The sequence below is a fragment of the Bordetella genomosp. 6 genome (genome assembly GCF_002119705.1).
GTDB classification, from domain to species: domain Bacteria; phylum Pseudomonadota; class Gammaproteobacteria; order Burkholderiales; family Burkholderiaceae_B; genus Bordetella; species Bordetella bronchiseptica_F.
The window spans coordinates 2,620,487-2,637,376 of sequence record NZ_CP021107.1; the positions used below are offsets into that span (position 1 = coordinate 2,620,487).

Sequence of the window (16,890 nt, forward strand, 5' to 3'; positions counted from 1 at the left end):
TGTTTGCGCGCCGCTCAGGCGGCGCGCGCGTCGGCCAGCCGCGCCAGATGGTGGCGACTGGATCCGAACTGCGTTTCGATCACCGTGACGCGCTTGAAATGCGCGCCCACGCTCAGCTCCTCGGTCATGCCTATGCCCCCGTGCAGCTGGATGGCGCCCTGCCCCACCACGCGCGCCGCGCGACCGCACTGCACCTTGGCCATCGAGACCAGGCGGCCGGCCTCGGGCAGGCCGTCGGCCAGCGCCATGTTGGCCGCCATGGTGAGCGAGCGGGCCTCCTCCAGGGCGGCATACATGTCGACCTGGCGATGCTGCAGCGCCTGGAACGTGCCGATCGGACGGCCGAACTGCTGGCGCACCTTGAGGTATTCCAGCGTGGCGTCGTGCATCGCCTGCATGGCGCCCAGCGCCTCGGCGCACAAGGCCGCGATGCCGTGCGCGTGGATGTCGTCGATCAGGTCCGCGCCGCCATCGGGCGGCCCCAGCACGGCCTGCGCATCGACCCGTACGCCGTCGAAGGCCAGGTGCGCCGCGCGGCCGCCGTCGAGGCGGCGAAAGTCGCGCCGCGCCAGGCCCGGCGCGTCGCCGCGCACCAGGAACAGCGTCAGCCCGTCGCGCTCGCCCGCCGCGCCGGCGGTGCGGGCGGAGACGATCAACCCATGCGCGCCGGGCGCGTCGAACACCGTATGCTTGGCGCCCTGCAGCACGAAACCGTCGCCGTCGCGGTGCGCGCGCAGCGCCACGGCATAGCGGTTGTCGTGCGCGCCCCGCTCGGTATGCGCCCATGCCATCTTCAGCTCGCCGCGCGCCAGCGCCGGCAACCAGGCCTGGCGCTGCGCGGCGCCGCCATGGCGCGCCAGGCAGCCCGCGCCAAGCACGGCGGTCGAGAAAAAGGGCTCGGTCGCGCGCGACCTGCCCAGCGCCTCCATGATGAGCATCGCCTCCAGCGGCCCGCCGCCGAAACCGCCCAGCGACTCGGGCAGCAGCACCGCGCACCAGCCCAGCTCGGCCATCAGGCGCCAGTCTTCCTCGGCGTAGCCGCAATCGCCGTCCATCAGGGCGCGGCGGCGCTCGAAGTCGCCATGCTCGCGCGCAAAGGTCTCGGCGCTGTCCTGCAGCATGCGCTGCAGCTCGTTCAACGAAAAGTCCATGTCCGCTCCTACAGCCCCAGCACGTGCTTGGCCAGGATATTGCGCTGGATCTCGTTGGAGCCGCCCCAGATCGTGACCTTGCGCAAATTGAAATACAGCGGGCCGGCCGCCGCCGCGAACTCGGGTCCGAGCGCCTGCGCATCGTCCGCCTTGCCATCGAGCAGCGCCTCGTCCAGCGCCAGGGCGTCGGCGCCCATGCAATCCATGGCCAGCTCGCTGATGGCCTGCTCGATCTCGGTGCCGCGGATCTTCAGGATCGATGCCGCGCTGCCCGGGCTCTGCCCGGCGTTCATCGCCCCGAGAAAGCGCAGCTCGGTGTACTCCAGCGCGCACAACTGCGTTTCGAGATCGGCAAAGCGCAGCCGCAGGCCGGCGTCGTCGGCCAGTACGCCGCCCAGGCCGTCCGGGCGCCGCGCGGCGATGGCCTTCAGGCGCGCCAGCAAGCGCTTGGAGCGCGCCACGCCGGAGATCACGAAACGCTCGTGCTCGAGCAGGAACTTGCCGTAGGACCAGCCGGTGCCCTCGCCGCCCACTCGCTGCCCGACCGGCACGCGCACATTGTCGAAGAACACCTCGTTGACCTCGGCGTCGCCATCGAGCATGCGGATGGGCCGTACGCTCACGCCGGGCGAACGCATGTCCAGCAGCAGGAACGAGATGCCCTGTTGCGGCCGCTCTTCCCGGCTGGTGCGCACCAGCGCGAACATCCAGTCGGCCCATTGCGCCCAGGTGGTCCAGATCTTCGATCCGTTGACCACGTAGTGGTCGCCATCGCGCACCGCCGTGGTCTTCAGCGAGGCCAGGTCGGAACCCGAGCCCGGCTCCGAATAGCCCTGGCACCACCAATCCTGGTTGGCCAGGATGCGCGGCAGGAAGCGCGCCTTCTGCGCCTCGCTGCCATAGGTATAGATGACCGGCCCGACCATGTTGACGCCGAACTGCACCAGCGGCGGGCACGGCTGGGCGCCGTACTCCTGCTGGAACAGGTACTTCTGCACCGCCGTCCAGCCCGGGCCGCCATACTGTTGCGGCCAATTGACCGCGTACCAGCCGCGCGCGGCCAGGATGTCCTGCCAGCGCGTGAAATCGGCGCGCTCCAGGCGCAGCCCCAGTTCGACCTTGCGCCGGATATCGGCCGGCAGATGGGCCGCGATGAATTCGCGCACCTCGAGCCGGAAGCGCTCTTCCTCCGGCGTGAACCGCATGTCCATGCTTCTTCTCCTCAGATCACACCGTCGGCGCGCAAGGCCGCGATGTCCCCCCCGCCCAATCCCAGCACGCGCGCCAGCACCTCCTCGCTGTGCTGCCCCAGCATCGGCGCCGTGCCGATCCGGCCACGCGCCACGCCCGAGAAATGCACCGGCTGCTCCACCAGGGCTGTCTCGCCCAGCACCGGGTGCATGGCTCGCGTGGTCAGCTGCCGCACCCGGGCCTGGCTGCTGTCGACGGCCTGGGCCGTGTCCTGAATCGGCGCGGCCGGCACCCCGGCGCAGGTCATGGCGGACACGGCCTCGGCCACGCTGTGCCGCAGGCTCCAGCCCTCGATGATCTGGCGCAGTTCGGCGTCATGGGCGCTGCGCAGGCCGTCGCTGCGAAAGCGCGGGTCGGCAGGCAGCTCGGGGCAGCCGATGGTATCGGCCACCGCCTGGAACAGCTTGTCGTTGGCCGCCGCGATCACCAGGTGCCCGTCGCGCGCCGCATAGGCGCCGAACGGCGAACTGAGCGGATGGCGGTTGCCCACCCTTGCCGGCGCCGGCCCGCCGAACAGGTACTGCGCCAGCGCCGTGGGCTGCATGGCCAGCAGCGCGTCGAACATGGCCACGTCCACGTGACGCCCGCGGCCGGTACGCTCGCGGTCGTAGAGCGCGGCCATCACACCCCAGGCGGCGAACATGCCGGCGCAGATGTCGCCGACCGACTCGCCGATCAGCGTGGGTGCGCCGTCGGGTTCGCCGGTCAGGCTCATCAGCCCGCTCATGGCCTGCGCCACCACATCGTAGGCAGGCCGTCCCGCGTTGGGACCGCTCTGGCCGAAGCCCGAGATGCTGCAATAGACCAGGCCCGGCGTCGCGGCGGACAGCCGCGCGTAGCCGATCCCCAGCTTGTCGGCCACGCCGGGCTTGAAGTTCTCGACCACCACGTCGCTGCGCGCGGCCAGCGCCTGCGCGATGCGGCGTCCGTCCTCGTGCTTGAGATCCAGGCGCAGGCTGTGCTTGCCCCGGTTGTTCAGCACGAAATTGGTGCTTTCCCCTTCGACCATGCGGCCCATGTGCCGCTGGTCGTCGCCGTGCGGCGGCTCGACCTTGATGACTTCGGCCCCCAGGTCGGCCAGCATGGCCGTGCAGTACGGCCCGGCCAGCACCCGGCTGAAGTCCAGCACGCGCACGCCCTCCAGCATCTTCTTGTCCATGATCGTTTGCCCGGCTCCGTAGGTCAGCGCGCCGCCGCGGCGGTGTCGATGCGCCCGATCGCCTTCGCGCGCGCTTCGTCCAGCGCTTCTTCGTAGCCGGCGTCGGCATAGCGCAGCACCCCGCTGGCCGTGTCGTTGGTCAGCGACAGCGACAGGCGGCGCTCGGCCGCCGGCGTACCGTCGGCCACCACCGTCACGCCGGCGCTGGTCATGTAGCCGCTGTAGCCGCCGCCGCCCGAGTGGATCGCCACCAGGTCCGCGCTGGAGGCGCAGTTGATCATGGCGTTGAGCAGTGGCCAGTCGGCAATGGCGTCCGAGCCGTCGCGCATGTTCTCGGTCATGATGTTCGGATGCGCCATGGCGCCCGCGTCCAGATGGTCGCGCGTGAACGCGATGGGGCCGCTCAGTTCGCCGTCGTGCACCATCCTGTTGACCTGCAGCCCCAGCTCGGTGCGCTCGCCGTGGCCCAGCCAGGCGATGCGCGCCGGCAAGCCCTCGAACGGCACCTCCTGGCGCGCCAGCCGGACCCAGTTCGACACGATGCGGTTGTCGGCGAAGCGCTCGAGCAGGAAATCGTCGATCTTGCGGATGTCGTCCGGATCGCCGGACAGCGCGATCCAGCGGAACGGGCCGATCGCGCGCGCGAACAGCGGCCGCAGGAACGCCTCGGTGAACACCGGGATCTCGAATGCGCGCGCCACGCCGCCCTGCTTCGCATGCGTGCGGATCAGGTTGCCGTTGTCGAACACGATGGCGCCCTGGTCCTTGAAGCCCAGCATGGCGGTCACATGGCGCACGATGGACTGGCGGCTGGCGTTCATCAGCCGCTCGATATCGGTCTTGCGCAGCTCGGCCACCTGCTCCAGCGTATGGCCGGCCGGGATATAGCCATAGACCAGGTCGTGCGCCGAGGTCTGGTCGGTCACGATATCGGGCACGATGCCGCGCGCCAGGATTTCCGGGAACACCTCGGCGGCGTTGCCCAGCAACCCCACCGAGACCGGCTCGCGCCGCTCCTGCGCCTGGCGGATCAGCGCCAGCGCCTCGTCCAGCGTGTCGGCGCGCTTTTCCAGGAAGCCCGCCTTGATGCGCTTGTCGATGCGCTCGGGGTTGACTTCCACGGTCAGGATGGCGGCGTTGGCCATGCGGCCGGCCAGCGGCTGCGCGCCGCCCATGCCGCCCATGCCGGCGGTGAGGATGAAGCGCCCGCGCAAGTCGCTGTCGAAATGGCGCTCGGCGATGCGCGAGAAAATCTCGTAGGTGCCCTGGATCACGCCTTGCGAACCGATGTACTGCCAGTCGCCCGCCGTCAGCCCGCCCCAGCAGATCAGGTTGTCCTTCTCCCACTGGTAGAAATTCTCGGCCTTGGCCCACTGCCCCACCATGTTGCAATTGGCCATGATGACAATGGGCGCATCCGCATGGGTGCGCAGCACGCCGATGGGCTTGCCCGACTGCACGATCAGGGTCTGGTCCTCCTCCAGTTCGCGCAAGGCCTTGACCATCGCATCGTGCGCCGGCCAGTCGCGCGCGGCGCGGCCCAGCGCGGCGTAGACCACCAGGTTGTCCGGATCCTCGCCCACCGCGAGCACGTTCTCCAGCAGGCGCAGCAGCGCCTCCTGGCGCCAGCCCTTGCAGCGCAGCGTCGTGCCGGAAGGAATATTGAATTCTCGTTTCATGCCCGCGCCTCAGGATGCCAGTGCGTAGTCGGTGAAGTTCATGCCCAGCGCCTGCTCCACCACTGCGTAGACGGACGGGTCGGTCACGCTGGAGGACAGCGGGATGTGGCGCTTGTGCACGTGCAGGATGCGCACCTCCACGCCCTCGCGCAGCTTGCCGGCGCTGACCGGATTGCCGTCGGCGTCCAGGGTGGTGATGACGTCCGGATAGCAGGCGATGCGCTCGCCATGCCCGTCGGTGACCGCCATGTGTTCGTTCATCACATGCAGCACGCGCTTGCCGGCGCCTGCGCCGATTTCCACCGTGCCGATGTCGAAGGCTTCCTGGGTGTACTGCAGCGTGTTGCGCACCACCTTGCCGGCGCCGATGATCTCGCCATGGGTCTGCTTGCAGATCGCGTCCACGACCGCCGCGCCGCCACGCGCCTGCGCGGCCAGGATCGCCTCGCCCAGCGCCAGCGCCATGCCGATGCCCCCGAGGGCGGCGTGACGGCGCACATAGCTCGCGCGGATGGGATTGCGGCAACTGGCGATGAAGCCGCCCGACATGTCGGACGCCTTGCGCAGCACCGGCGAGACCTTGCCGGTCGCGCCGCGCACCGTCAACTCCATATAGGCATGGCTGGCCCGGTTGCCGCCGACCGCGCACTGGATCATCGGCTCCGGGCTGTTGGCCAGGCCCAGCGACCCCATGTCGCCGGTGGGATGGGCGCGGATATCGCCCACCGCGTCCACCACCTTGGTGCCCAGCATGGCCGACGGCAGCCAGGCGTTCAGCGTGCTCGACATGCCGTTCTGGCCGATGATCAGGCCGTACAGGCGCTCGCCCAGCGCATCCTGCACCAGCTGCGCCGCCTTGACATAGTCCACGCCCAGCATTTCCCAATCGGTCAGGTCGCCCGGCGCGCCGATCGCCGCCGCGGTGGCGATCCAGGCGTCATCGGGCACCTCGTCCATGGTCACCAGCTCCGGACGGCCGATGGTCACGGCCAGCGTGCCCAACTGCCGGCCGTGCTCGGCCCAGCCGCCGCCCCCGCACGCAAACACCGAGCCGCCCCTGACCGCGGCCTCCACATCCTTGAGGGTCAAGATTCTTCCCATGAAATACCCCTTTCTTCGTTGATCACGGTTGTTCACCAGGCATCGGGCGGCGCCAGGCCGGGCGATGCGACGAAGGGATCATAGGAACGAAAATTGATAATGTCGTATTACCTTTTATGCCTCATGTATAACGCCGTGTTAATGAAATGCCGACTCCCTGGGGCGGCATGCGCGCGCGGCGCGCCTGGCGGTCGATGCCCTAGGGATATCCCCTAGGCGTGGGAAGGCCCGGCCGGATCGTCCATGCCCGCGCCGGTGGGCGTGCCGGCGGTTTCCAGGCTGCGCAGCACGCGGATGAATTCCTGCGCCAGGCGCGACAACGGCTCGAGCTGCACGTGGAAGACGTTGACCGGCGCGCTCACCTGCTCGGCCACGGGGATCGCCACCACGCCCGACCAGATCGGCCCCTTGACCGTCATCTCGTCGACCAGCGCCACGCCGGCGCCGGCCTGCACCATGGCGCAGGCCACGTGCGCCTGCTGCACCTCGATGCGCGCCTCGGGCTGGGCGTCCTGGTCGCCGAACAGTTCGCGCACCAGCATGGCGAAGGGGATATCGGCGCTATAGCCGATCAACGGCTCGCCGGCCAGCTCGCGCACCGACACCTCCGCGCGCGCGGCCAGCGGATGGCCGTCGGGCAGCACCGCCACGAAGCGGTTCTCGTACAGCGCGCGCGATTCGAGGCTGGGATGGTCGATGGGCATATAAGCCACGCCCAGTTCGACCTGCTGGGTCAGCAGCGATTGCAGCATCACGCTGGGAATCAGCGTCTGCAGCACGATGCGCACTTCCGGGAACTCGCGCCGGAAGGCGGCGATCGCGCGCGGCATCAGCGACTGGCCCAGGCTGGGGCTGCACGACAGCCGCAACTGTCCGACCCGGTTCTCGGCCAGGTTTTCGGCCACCTCGTTGACGCGCTGCACGCTCTGATACAGCGTGGTCACCTCGTTGAACAGGCGGCGCGCCTCCGGCGTGGGATAGAGGCGGCCCTTGATGCGCTGGAACAGCATCAGGCCCAGGCGCTGCTCGGTATAGGAGATCAGCCGGCTGACCGCCGGCTGCGAGACGAACAGCAGCTTGGACGCGCCGCTGATCGACCCGCTGAGCATGATGGCCCGGAACACCTCGATCTGGCGCAGATTCAGCTTCATACGAATAACCTGATGTTAATTGTCATGCACATATAAGCATAAGACGTTTTGGAATGCGACTTCTACACTGGCGGGCATCCCTCTTGAAGAATGCGTTGGAGACAGCAATGAGCGATTTCGATCTGGTAGTGCGCGGCAATATCGTGGAACCCCGCCGGGTAGTGGACGACGCCTGGCTGGCGGTGCGCGACGGCCGCGTGGCGGCGCGCGGCACGGGCCAGCCGCCGGCGGCGCGCCAATCGGTCGACGCCCGCGGCCAGTGGATCATCCCCGGGGTGATCGACGGCCAGGTGCATTCGGGCAGCCAGGCCAACCAGGAAGGCCTGGGACATGCCTCGCGCGCCGCGGCCGCCGGCGGGGTGACGGTAATGGTGGACATGCCCTACGACGACCCGGAGCCGGTGGCCTCGCGGGCGCACCTGGACGCCAAGATCGCCGAAGTGGAGCGCGACTGCCACGTGGACGTGGCGCTGTTCGGCACCCTCAACGCCGAACACGGCCTGCAGGCGGCCGCCGGCCTGATCGAGGGCGGCGTGTGCGCGTTCAAGTTCTCGACCTTCGAGGCCACGCCGGGACGCTTTCCGCGCATCGACGAAGACGACCTGTACGAAGCGTTCCGCCTGATCGCGCCGTCGGGCCTGGCCTGCGGCGTGCACAACCAGATGCAGGAACTCACGCGCAAGAACATCGCCCGCATGGTCGAGGCCGGCGACACGGGCTGGGACGCCTTCATGCGCGCCCACACGCCGCTGATCGAGAACCTGGCCACCGCCCTGATCTACGAGATCGGCGCCGAGACCGGCGCGCGCGCGCATGCCGTGCACGTCTCGACCTCGCGCGGCTTCGAACTGTGCGACATGTACCGGCGCGCCGGCCACCAGGCCAGCATCGAAACCTGCGTCCAGTACCTGATGCTCAATCACGAAGAACACACCCGCCGCTTCGGCGCCCGCACCAAGCACTACCCGCCCATCCGCCCCAAGGCCGAAGTCGACCTGCTGTGGACCCACATCGCCAACGACGCCTGCACCTTCGTGTCGTCCGACCACGTCAGCTGGGGCCTGGAGCGCAAGCAGAATCCCGACGTGTTCCGCAACGCGTCGGGCGGCCCGGGCCTGGAGACCCTGCTGCCCGCATTCTGGACCGGTTGCGACGAACACGGCATCGCCCCGTCCATGGTGGTGCGGCAGTTGTGCCATAATCCGGCGCGTCATTTCCTGCTGGACGACCGCAAGGGGTCGCTCGATGTCGGCAAGGACGCCGACATCGTCATCCTCGCTCCCGAACGCTACGCGTTCGACCCCGCCGGCAGCCTCAGCGCGGTGCAATGGAGCTCGTTCGAGGGCCGCGAATTCACCGTGCGCGTGGCCGCCACCTGGTGCCGCGGCCAACAGGTCTACGACGGCCGGCGCATCGTCAACCAGGCGGGAGAAGGCCGCTTCCTGCGTCCGCGCCAGGCATGACGACGCCACGCGTTTTTTCAAGAGACTTGCCCATGACTCCCGCCTTTCCTCCCCTGAACGCCGACCGCCTCTGGTCGCGCGTCGAAACCCTGTCGCGCATGACCTTGCCGGACGTGCCCTGGACGCGGCGCGCGTTCTCGCCGCTGTTCGAGCAGTCGCGCCAATGGCTGCGCGCCGAGTTCGAGGCGGCCGGGCTGGCGGTGCGCCTGGATGCCGGCGGCAACCTGGTGGGCACGCGCCCTGGCCGCGGCCTCGCCCGCAACCCCATCGCCACCGGCTCGCACTGCGACACCGTGATGGCCGGCGGCCGCTTCGACGGCATCATCGGCGTGCTGGCCGGCATCGAAGTGGCGCACACCCTGCACGAGCAGGGCGTGACGCTGGAGCATCCGTTCGAAGTCATCGACTTCCTGTCCGAAGAGCCGAGCGACTACGGCATCTCCTGCGTGGGCAGCCGCGCGCTGAGCGGCCGGCTGACGGCCGACATGCTGGCCGCGCGCAATGCCGATGGCGAGACGCTGGCCGAGGGGCTGCGCCGCATCGGCGGCGACCCGGACGCGCTGGGCGCCCCGCTGCGCGGCCCCGGCGGGACCGCGGCCTTCGTCGAGCTGCACATCGAACAGGGGCCGGTGCTCGAGGGCCGCGGCCTGCCGATCGGCGTGGTCACCAATATCGTCGGCATCCGGCGCGTGCTCATCACGGTGCGCGGCCAGCCCGACCACGCCGGCACCACGCCCATGGACATCCGCCGCGACGCGCTGGTGGGCGCGGCGCGCGTCATCGACGCGGCGCATCGCCGCGCCAGCACGCAAAGCGGCAAGCCGCACTATGTGGTGGCCACCATCGGCCGCATCGCCATGACGCCCAACGCGCCCAACGCCGTGCCAGGGATGGTCGAGCTGATGCTCGAAGTACGCAGCGACAGCGACGCCGTGCTGGACGCGTTTCCCGAAGCCATCATGGCCGAAGTGGCGGACGCGCTGGCCGCGCTGCGCCTGTCGGCCGAGATGGCGCCGGTCAGCCGCGCGCATCCGACCGACTGCGCCCCGCTGGTGATGGATGCGGTCGAAGATACCGCCGCCCGCCTGGGCTATGCCTCGATGCGCCTGCCCAGCGGCGCCGGCCACGACGCCGTCTACATGGCGCCCACCGGCCCGATCGGCATGATCTTCGTGCCCTGCCTGAACGGCCGCAGCCATTGCCCCGAGGAGTGGCTGGAGCCGTCGCAACTGCTCGACGGCACGCGCGTGCTGTACGAAACCGTGCTGGAACTCGACCGCCGCCTGTCGCGCTAGCGGCCGGCGGGCCGGCGATGCGGTAGCATAGCTGGCCCGCCCCCGAGTTTCCCCATGGACCAGATCGAACTGACCGACGGCACCGCCGACCGCTATCTGCTGGACGCGCCCGGCCTGTCGCTGCTTGTCTTCCACAGCCGCACCTGCGCCACCTGCGGCGTGGCGCGCGAGCGCCTGCCTGGGTTCGATCTGCCGGTCGACCGCCTGTGCTGGATCGACGCCGGCGAGAACGGCGGGCTGGTGCAGCGCTATGAAGTCTTCCACCTGCCGGCGCTGTTCGTCACGCGCGACGGCGCCTACTACGGACCGGTCAGCGCGCAACTGGCCGACTGGGACCTGCGCCAGCAGATCAGCCTGGCGCTGGACAGCTACCCGGCCGAACTGCCATGACCGTGGCCGCCGCCGCGCCGCTGCGCCGTCCGCTGGACGGCCTGGCCACTTACGTCATGCTGGCGCTATGCATCTGCTGGGGCTTCCAGCAGATCGCCATCAAGCTGGTGGCCGCCGACGTCTCCCCCACCCTGCAGATCGGCCTGCGCTCGGCCTTCGCCGCCATGGTGCTGATCTGGGTGGTGCTGCGCCACGAAGGCCTGGGCGCGTTCCGCGACGGCACGCTAGGGCCCGGCCTGGCGGTGGGCGCGCTGTTCGCGCTGGAATTCCTGCTGGTCGGCGTGGGGCTGGACTACACCACCGCCTCGCACATGGCGGTGTTCCTCTACACCGCGCCCATCTTCACGGCGCTCGGGCTGCACCTGCTGCTGCCGGACGAGCGTCTCAAGCCGCTGCAGTGGCTGGGCGTGGCGGTGGCCTTCGGCGGCATCGCCACAGCCTTCCTGGGCAAGGGCCACGCGGCCGTGCCCGGCATGCTGCTGGGCGACCTGCTCGGCGTGCTGGCCGGCGCGGCCTGGGGCGCCACCACGGTGGCGATCCGCAAGTCCTCGCTGTCCGAGGCCGCGCCGGCCAAGACGCTGTTCTACCAGATGCTGATGGCCGGGCTGGCCCTGCCCGCCTTCCATTTCGCCAGCGGCGGCGCCGCGCCGAACTGGTCCGGCGCGGCCCTGGCCAGCCTGGGCTTCCAATCGGTGGTCGTGGCGCTATCGAGCTACCTGGCCTGGTTCTGGCTGCTGCGCCGCTACCTCGCCACCCGCCTGGCGGTGCTGTCGTTCATGACGCCGCTGTTCGGCGTCACCTTCGGCGTGCTGATCCTCGACGAACCGCTGGACTCGGGCTTTGTCATCGGCGCGGTGCTGGTGCTGGCCGGCATCACGCTGGTCAGCGGCGCCGAGCTGCTGCGCGAGAAACTGCGGCGCCGGCTATCCTGATGCGCCTGCCCCCGGCGAGGACACGCGCGCCGGACACCGTAGCGGCCCCTCACGCCGGGCGGCAGGCCTCCAGCCGCTTGCGCTGGCGGCCCGCGGCGTCGAAGTTCTCCGGCGCCAGCCACTGCTCGAACGCGGCGCGCAGCGCCGGCCATTCGCTGTCGATGATGGAGAACCAGGCGGTGTCGCGCGTGCGCCCCTTGTAGACCAGCGCCTGGCGGAAAATCCCCTCGAACAGGAAGCCCAGCCGCAGCGCGGCCGCGCGCGACGGCGCGTTCAGGCTGTCGCATTTCCATTCGTAGCGGCGATAGCCCAGTTCGTCGAAGGCGCGCCGCATCAGCAGGTATTGCGCCTCGGTCGAAGCCGCCGAGCGCCGCAGCGCTGGCGCGAAATTCACATGCCCCACTTCGATCACGCCGTTGGCGGGATCGATGCGCATCAGCGACAGCGTGCCGATCGCGCGCCCGCTGGCCAGGTCGATCACCGCGTGATGCAGCGGATCGGCGCTGTCGGCCGCCTTGCGCAGGTATTCGTCGTAGCCGGCGCGGTCGGCGAACGGGCCGGCCGACAGGTAGGTCCAGCCGCTGGCCGCGTCGGGCACGGAAAAGGCCGCGTACAGATCCTCGCCATGGCGCGCGGCGTCGAGCGGTTCGAGCCGGCAATAGCGGCCTTCGACGGGCAGGCGCGGGGGACGCGGCCGCGCCTGCCAATGCGGCATGGCCTGGCCGATGGGTTGACCGAATTCGTTGACGCGGGCTGGCATGGACGGCTTCCTTTGCGGGTGGGCGGCACGCCACCACGGCGCGCCCGCCACGGCATCAAGATAGGCGATTCGTGGCATGATAAAAAGTGCCACGAACCGCCTTTTTGATAGAGCCATGGATTTTGCCGCGATCCTCCTGCAGGCGCCGCCGGCCGGCACGCGCCTGCCCATGCAGCGCCAGCTGCTGCAGCGCTTCAAGAACGCCATCCTGGACGGCCGCCTGGCGCCCGGCAGCCGCCTGCCCGCCTCGCGCGCGCTGGCGCAGCAGCTGGGCATTTCGCGCAACACCGTGCTGCTGGCCTACGAACACCTGGCCGCCGAAGGCTATGTGCGGGCCGATCGCCAGGGCACGCGGGTGGCGGAGCATGCCCGCGCGGGCATGCCGGCGCGCGCAAGCGCCGCGCCCAGCGCCGGCCCTACCGCGCGGCGCCTGGCCGCGCTGAAAGCCAGCGCGCCGCGCACCGACACCTATCTGCCGCTGCGGCCCGGCACGCCGGCCCTCAACCATTTTCCCGCCAGCGCCTGGCGCAACGCGATGGAGCGCGCCCTGCGCGAAGCGCCCAGCACCCTGCTGGGCTACGGCGAACCCGCCGGCGAACCGCGCCTGCGCCAGGCCATCGCCACCTACCTCGCGGCCGCGCGCGGCGTGCGCTGCGAGGCGCGCCAGATCGTCATCACCGAAGGCGCCCAGGAAGGGCTGGCACTGTGCGTGCGGCTGCTGGGCAACGCCGGCGACACCGCCTGGGTCGAAGACCCGGGCTACCGGGGCGCCAGGACGGCGCTGCGCTGCGGCGACATGCGGGTGGTGCCGGTGCGGGTGGACGCCGCTGGCCTGCTGGCGCCGCCGCAGGCCTGGCGCGATGCGCCGCCGCGCCTGATCTACGTCACGCCGTCGCACCAGTACCCAACCGGCGCCGTGCTGCCCGTCACACGCCGGCTGGCGCTGATCGAACAGGCGCGCCGCGCCGGCGCCTGGATCATCGAGGACGACTACGACAGCGAGTTCCGCCACCAGGGCGAGCCCATCGCTGCCATGCAGGGCCTGGTGCCCGATGCGCCGGTGCTGTACGTGGGCACCTACAGCAAGACCATGTTCCCGTCCTTGCGGCTGGGCTTCGTGGTGCTGCCCGCGGGCCTGGCCGACGAGGCCGCCGAGGCGCTGGCCGAAATGCTGCGCGGCGGCCATCGCCACGAACAATGGGCCCTGGCCGCCTTCATCGAAAGCGGCCAGTTCACCCGCCACCTCAACCGCATGCGGCGGCTCTACCGCGAGCGCCAGCAGGCCCTGCGCGCCGCCCTGGCGCGCCACCTGCGCGTCCCGCATGAAGTGCTGGGCGGCCATTGCGGCCTGCACCTGACGCTGCGGCTGCCCGCGGCGCTGGACGACCGCGCCATCGCCGCCCAGGCGCTGCGCCTGGGCATGGCGCCGCAGGCGCTGTCCGGCTTTGCCATCGCGCCGCGGCCCGAGGACACCGGACTGGTGCTGGGCTATGGCAATACCTCGGCCGAGCTGTTCGAGCCGCTGGTCGGGCGGCTGGCCCGGCTGATCCAGGCCTAGCCCGCGCCGCTTAGCGCGGCGTGCCCGGCTGGCCGAACAATACGACCCGCTCCTCGTCCGACATGGGCGCCTTGGGCCGGTAGCTGTCGCCGGCCTCCCGATAGGCGCGCACCGTGGCGGGCCGTGCGGCGATTGCCGCGAACCAGCGGCTCAGGTGCGGGAAATGGGCCATTTTCTGGCCGTGCGCCTCATGCGGCACAACCCAGGGATAGCAGGCGATGTCGGCGATCGAGTACTCGCCCGCCAGGAACTCGCGGTCGGCCAGGCGCCGGTCCATCACGTCGTACAGGCGCGCCGTTTCGGCGGTGTAGCGGTCGATGGCGTACGGCACCTTTTCGGGGGCATACACGTTGAAGTGCCCGTTCTGGCCGGCCATGGGGCCCAGCCCGCCCATCTGCCAGAACAGCCACTGCAGGACCTCGGCGCGGCCGCGCACGTCGGCGGGAATGAAGCGGCCGATCTTCTCGGCCAGGTACAGCAGGATGGCGCCGGACTCGAACAGCGAGATCGGCGCGCCGCCGCCGGCCGGCGCTTGGTCGACGATGGCGGGAATGCGGTTGTTGGGTGCGATCGCCAGGAATTCGCGCTGGAACTGCTCGCCCTTGCCGATGTCGATCGGATGCTCGGTATAGGGCAGGCCCGCTTCTTCCAGGAACAGCTTGATTTTCAAACCATTGGGCGTGGCCCAGAAATACAGATCAATCATGATTGGGACTCGCCTGAGTTGCAAAACAGTCCAGCATACCTCATCGCGACATCCCACCCCGGCGGCGCCGGCGCCACAGCAACCCGTAGACCAGCGCATTGCCGGCCAGCGCCAGCGCGCCCAACGCCGCCTGCACCGTCCGGCTCAGCCCCTCGGGATAGATCGCCGCCAGCAGATAATGGGCGATGAAGCCGTCCTCGTACCCCTGCTGGCCGGCCTGGACGCGCCAGTGGTTCTCCAGCGGGGTCAACGGACAGACGCCCCCGGCCAGCATGATGCCCGCCCCCCACAGGGCCGCCGGCACATGCAGCCAGGCCAGCCGCGGCCAGCGCAGCGCCAGCAGCGCGCCCAGCGCGGCGAAGGCCACGAACAGCGCGTGCAGCACCAGCACCAGGTCGGCCAGGACGCGGTAAAGCATGGCGCCGTCCATTCCCGGCCGCGCTAGCCGATCAGGCCGCCCAGCAGCAGCATCGCCAGCACCAGCCAGAAGATCCCGGCCACGATGGCGCGCCCCATGAAGGCGCGCACCGCGGTCCACAGCAGGAGCAGGCCCAGCACCAGCAAGGCAAAATTGAACACCGACGGACTCATGCCCAGCGCCGACGCCAGGCCGCCGAAGAAATCGCCCAGCGCGCGTCCCAGCCCGCCGAACACATAGCGCAGGCCATCGACGATGGCGCGTATCACCGCGCCCAGCATGGCGCCCAGCGAGCCGAAAAAACTGTCTTCGTTCTGCATCTCGTTCCGTGACGCGTGCGTCGTGCATGGCGGCCGGCCATCCGGCCGCGCTGACTGCTGTTATATCCGATTCGGCGCGCCTGCCAAGCAGAGCGGCCCGGTTGGTTGTTTAATACGGCTTCCAGATGTTTACACGCGCGGCCGCGCTGGACGGCCGCGGAAGGACCGACAGACATGGCATTTGATTTCGATTTGTACGTCATCGGCGCCGGCTCCGGCGGCGTGCGCGCGGCGCGCTTCGCGGCCGGCTACGGGGCCCGCGTGGCGGTGGCGGAAAGCCGCTACCTGGGCGGCACCTGCGTCAACGTGGGCTGTGTGCCCAAGAAGCTGCTGGTCTATGGCGCGCATTTTCACGAAGACTTCGAGCAGGCGGCCGGCTTCGGCTGGAACCCGGGCCGCCCGGAGTTCGACTGGCCCACGCTGATCGCCAACAAGAACCGCGAAATCGAACGCCTGAACGGCATCTACCGCAACCTGCTGGTCAACAGCGGCGTCACGCTGCACGAAGGCCATGCCCGCATCGTCGACCCGCATACCGTCGAAATCAACGGGCAGCGCCACAGCGCGCAACACATCCTGATCGCCACCGGCGGCTGGCCGTTCGTGCCGGACATCCCGGGCAAGGAACACGCCATCACCTCCAACGACGCCTTCTTCCTGCCCGAGCTGCCGCGCCGGGTGCTGGTGGTGGGCGGCGGCTACATCGCGGTGGAATTCGCCTCCATTTTCAACGGCCTGGGCGCGCAGACCGTGCAGGTCTACCGGCGCGAACTGTTCCTGCGCGGCTTCGACGGCAGCGTGCGCGAGCACCTGCGCGACGAACTGGTCAAGAAAGGCCTGGACCTGCGCTTCAATACCGACGTCAAGCGCATCGACAAGCGCGCCGACGGCGTGCTGGCGGTCACGCTGTCCGACGGCGCGGTGCTCGAGACCGACTGCGTCTTCTACGCCACCGGCCGGCGCGCCATGCTCGACGACCTGGGCCTGGAGAACACCGGCGTGCGGCTGGCCGAGTCGGGCTACATCGAGGTCGACGACGAATACCGCACCAGCGAGCCGTCCATCCTCGCCATCGGCGACGTGATCGGCCGCGTGCCGCTCACCCCCGTGGCGCTGGCCGAAGGCATGGCGGTCGCCCGCCGCCTGTTCCGCCCGGAGGAATACCGCAAGGTCGATTACGACCTCATCCCCACCGCCGTCTTCAGCCTGCCCAACATCGGCACGGTCGGCCTGACCACCGAGCAGGCCCTCGAACGCGGATTGCGGGTCACCCGCTACGAAAGCCGCTTCCGGCCCATGAAGCTGACCCTGACCCAGAGCCAGGAAAAGACCCTCATGAAGCTGGTGGTCGACGCCGATACCCAGAAAGTGCTGGGCTGCCACATGGTCGGCCCCGACGCCGGCGAAATCGTCCAGGGCCTGGCCGTGGCCCTGAAGGCCGGCGCCACCAAGCAGGTCTTCGACGACACCATCGGCATCCACCCCACCGCCGCCGAGGAATTCGTCACCATGAGGACGGCAACCGCGTGACTCCCGGGTGCCTGGCCCCACTGGGA

The 16,890-nt window shown here is 69.8% G+C and carries 15 protein-coding genes and 1 pseudogene; 6 read left to right on the forward strand and 10 right to left on the reverse strand.

Features of this window, described 5'->3' with window-relative positions:
• Window positions 1-14: 14 nt before the first annotated feature.
• The 6 genes from CAL11_RS12265 to CAL11_RS12290 all read right to left on the reverse strand — a co-directional run bounded on the left by CAL11_RS12265 (window position 15) and on the right by CAL11_RS12290 (window position 7,492).
• On the reverse strand, window positions 15-1,151 hold the full coding sequence (locus CAL11_RS12265) for an acyl-CoA dehydrogenase family protein (RefSeq protein ID WP_086093094.1): 1,137 nt from the start codon (window positions 1,149-1,151) through the stop codon (window positions 15-17).
• 8 nt (window positions 1,152-1,159) lie between these two features.
• Window positions 1,160-2,362 carry an acyl-CoA dehydrogenase family protein gene (locus CAL11_RS12270; RefSeq protein WP_086093095.1) on the reverse strand — a complete coding sequence of 401 codons (1,203 nt, stop codon included), beginning with the start codon at window positions 2,360-2,362 and terminating at the stop codon, window positions 1,160-1,162.
• Window positions 2,363-2,373: 11 nt separating this feature from the next.
• Window positions 2,374-3,561, reverse strand: coding sequence for a CaiB/BaiF CoA transferase family protein (locus CAL11_RS12275; RefSeq protein ID WP_167382489.1), 1,188 nt, complete (start codon window positions 3,559-3,561; stop codon window positions 2,374-2,376).
• A 23-nt stretch (window positions 3,562-3,584) separates the two neighbouring features.
• On the reverse strand, window positions 3,585-5,240 hold the full coding sequence (locus CAL11_RS12280) for a urocanate hydratase (protein WP_086093096.1): 1,656 nt from the start codon (window positions 5,238-5,240) through the stop codon (window positions 3,585-3,587).
• Window positions 5,241-5,249: 9 nt separating this feature from the next.
• Window positions 5,250-6,341: a DUF917 domain-containing protein gene (locus tag CAL11_RS12285; RefSeq protein WP_086093097.1), complete on the reverse strand. Its 1,092-nt coding sequence runs from the start codon at window positions 6,339-6,341 to the stop codon at window positions 5,250-5,252.
• A 212-nt stretch (window positions 6,342-6,553) separates the two neighbouring features.
• Complete coding sequence (locus CAL11_RS12290; protein ID WP_086093098.1) at window positions 6,554-7,492, reverse strand: LysR family transcriptional regulator; 939 nt, start codon at window positions 7,490-7,492, stop codon at window positions 6,554-6,556.
• A 107-nt stretch (window positions 7,493-7,599) separates the two neighbouring features.
• Here CAL11_RS12290 and CAL11_RS12295 point away from each other — a divergent pair, with 107 nt between their 5' ends.
• From CAL11_RS12295 to CAL11_RS12310, 4 genes are read left to right on the forward strand one after another with little or no spacing between them, the layout of a single operon-like run.
• Window positions 7,600-8,955, forward strand: coding sequence for a dihydroorotase (locus tag CAL11_RS12295; protein ID WP_086093099.1), 1,356 nt, complete (start codon window positions 7,600-7,602; stop codon window positions 8,953-8,955).
• 32 nt (window positions 8,956-8,987) lie between these two features.
• Window positions 8,988-10,250: a Zn-dependent hydrolase gene (locus tag CAL11_RS12300; RefSeq protein WP_086093100.1), complete on the forward strand. Its 1,263-nt coding sequence runs from the start codon at window positions 8,988-8,990 to the stop codon at window positions 10,248-10,250.
• Window positions 10,251-10,304: 54 nt separating this feature from the next.
• On the forward strand, window positions 10,305-10,640 hold the full coding sequence (locus tag CAL11_RS12305; protein WP_086093101.1) for a thioredoxin: 336 nt from the start codon (window positions 10,305-10,307) through the stop codon (window positions 10,638-10,640).
• 2 nt (window positions 10,641-10,642) lie between these two features.
• Window positions 10,643-11,572: a DMT family transporter gene (locus CAL11_RS12310; protein WP_086094575.1), complete on the forward strand. Its 930-nt coding sequence runs from the start codon at window positions 10,643-10,645 to the stop codon at window positions 11,570-11,572.
• A gap of 52 nt (window positions 11,573-11,624) precedes the next feature.
• On the opposite strand, the pseudogene CAL11_RS12315 reads toward CAL11_RS12310, so the two are convergent.
• Window positions 11,625-12,332: pseudogene (locus tag CAL11_RS12315) on the reverse strand (GNAT family N-acetyltransferase); the annotation flags it as partial.
• A gap of 76 nt (window positions 12,333-12,408) precedes the next feature.
• On the opposite strand from CAL11_RS12315, the gene CAL11_RS12320 reads away from it, so the two are divergent.
• Window positions 12,409-13,890: a PLP-dependent aminotransferase family protein gene (locus tag CAL11_RS12320; RefSeq protein WP_086093103.1), complete on the forward strand. Its 1,482-nt coding sequence runs from the start codon at window positions 12,409-12,411 to the stop codon at window positions 13,888-13,890.
• Between the two features lie 10 nt (window positions 13,891-13,900).
• On the opposite strand, the gene CAL11_RS12325 is transcribed toward CAL11_RS12320, so the two are convergent.
• The 3 genes from CAL11_RS12325 to CAL11_RS12335 are packed head-to-tail and all read right to left on the reverse strand — an operon-like array spanning window position 13,901 to window position 15,334.
• Window positions 13,901-14,596, reverse strand: coding sequence for a glutathione S-transferase N-terminal domain-containing protein (locus CAL11_RS12325; RefSeq protein ID WP_086093104.1), 696 nt, complete (start codon window positions 14,594-14,596; stop codon window positions 13,901-13,903).
• A 40-nt stretch (window positions 14,597-14,636) separates the two neighbouring features.
• Entirely contained in the window at window positions 14,637-15,014 is a 378-nt protein-coding gene (locus CAL11_RS12330) for a DUF2784 domain-containing protein (protein ID WP_086094576.1), read from the reverse strand.
• Window positions 15,015-15,037: 23 nt separating this feature from the next.
• A complete protein-coding gene (locus tag CAL11_RS12335) occupies window positions 15,038-15,334 on the reverse strand; it encodes a hypothetical protein (RefSeq protein WP_003812172.1) in 297 nt (98 codons plus the stop codon).
• A 174-nt stretch (window positions 15,335-15,508) separates the two neighbouring features.
• On the opposite strand from CAL11_RS12335, the gene gorA reads away from it, so the two are divergent.
• Entirely contained in the window at window positions 15,509-16,864 is a 1,356-nt protein-coding gene (gene gorA / locus CAL11_RS12340; protein ID WP_086093105.1) for a glutathione-disulfide reductase, read from the forward strand.
• Window positions 16,865-16,890 lie beyond the last annotated feature (26 nt).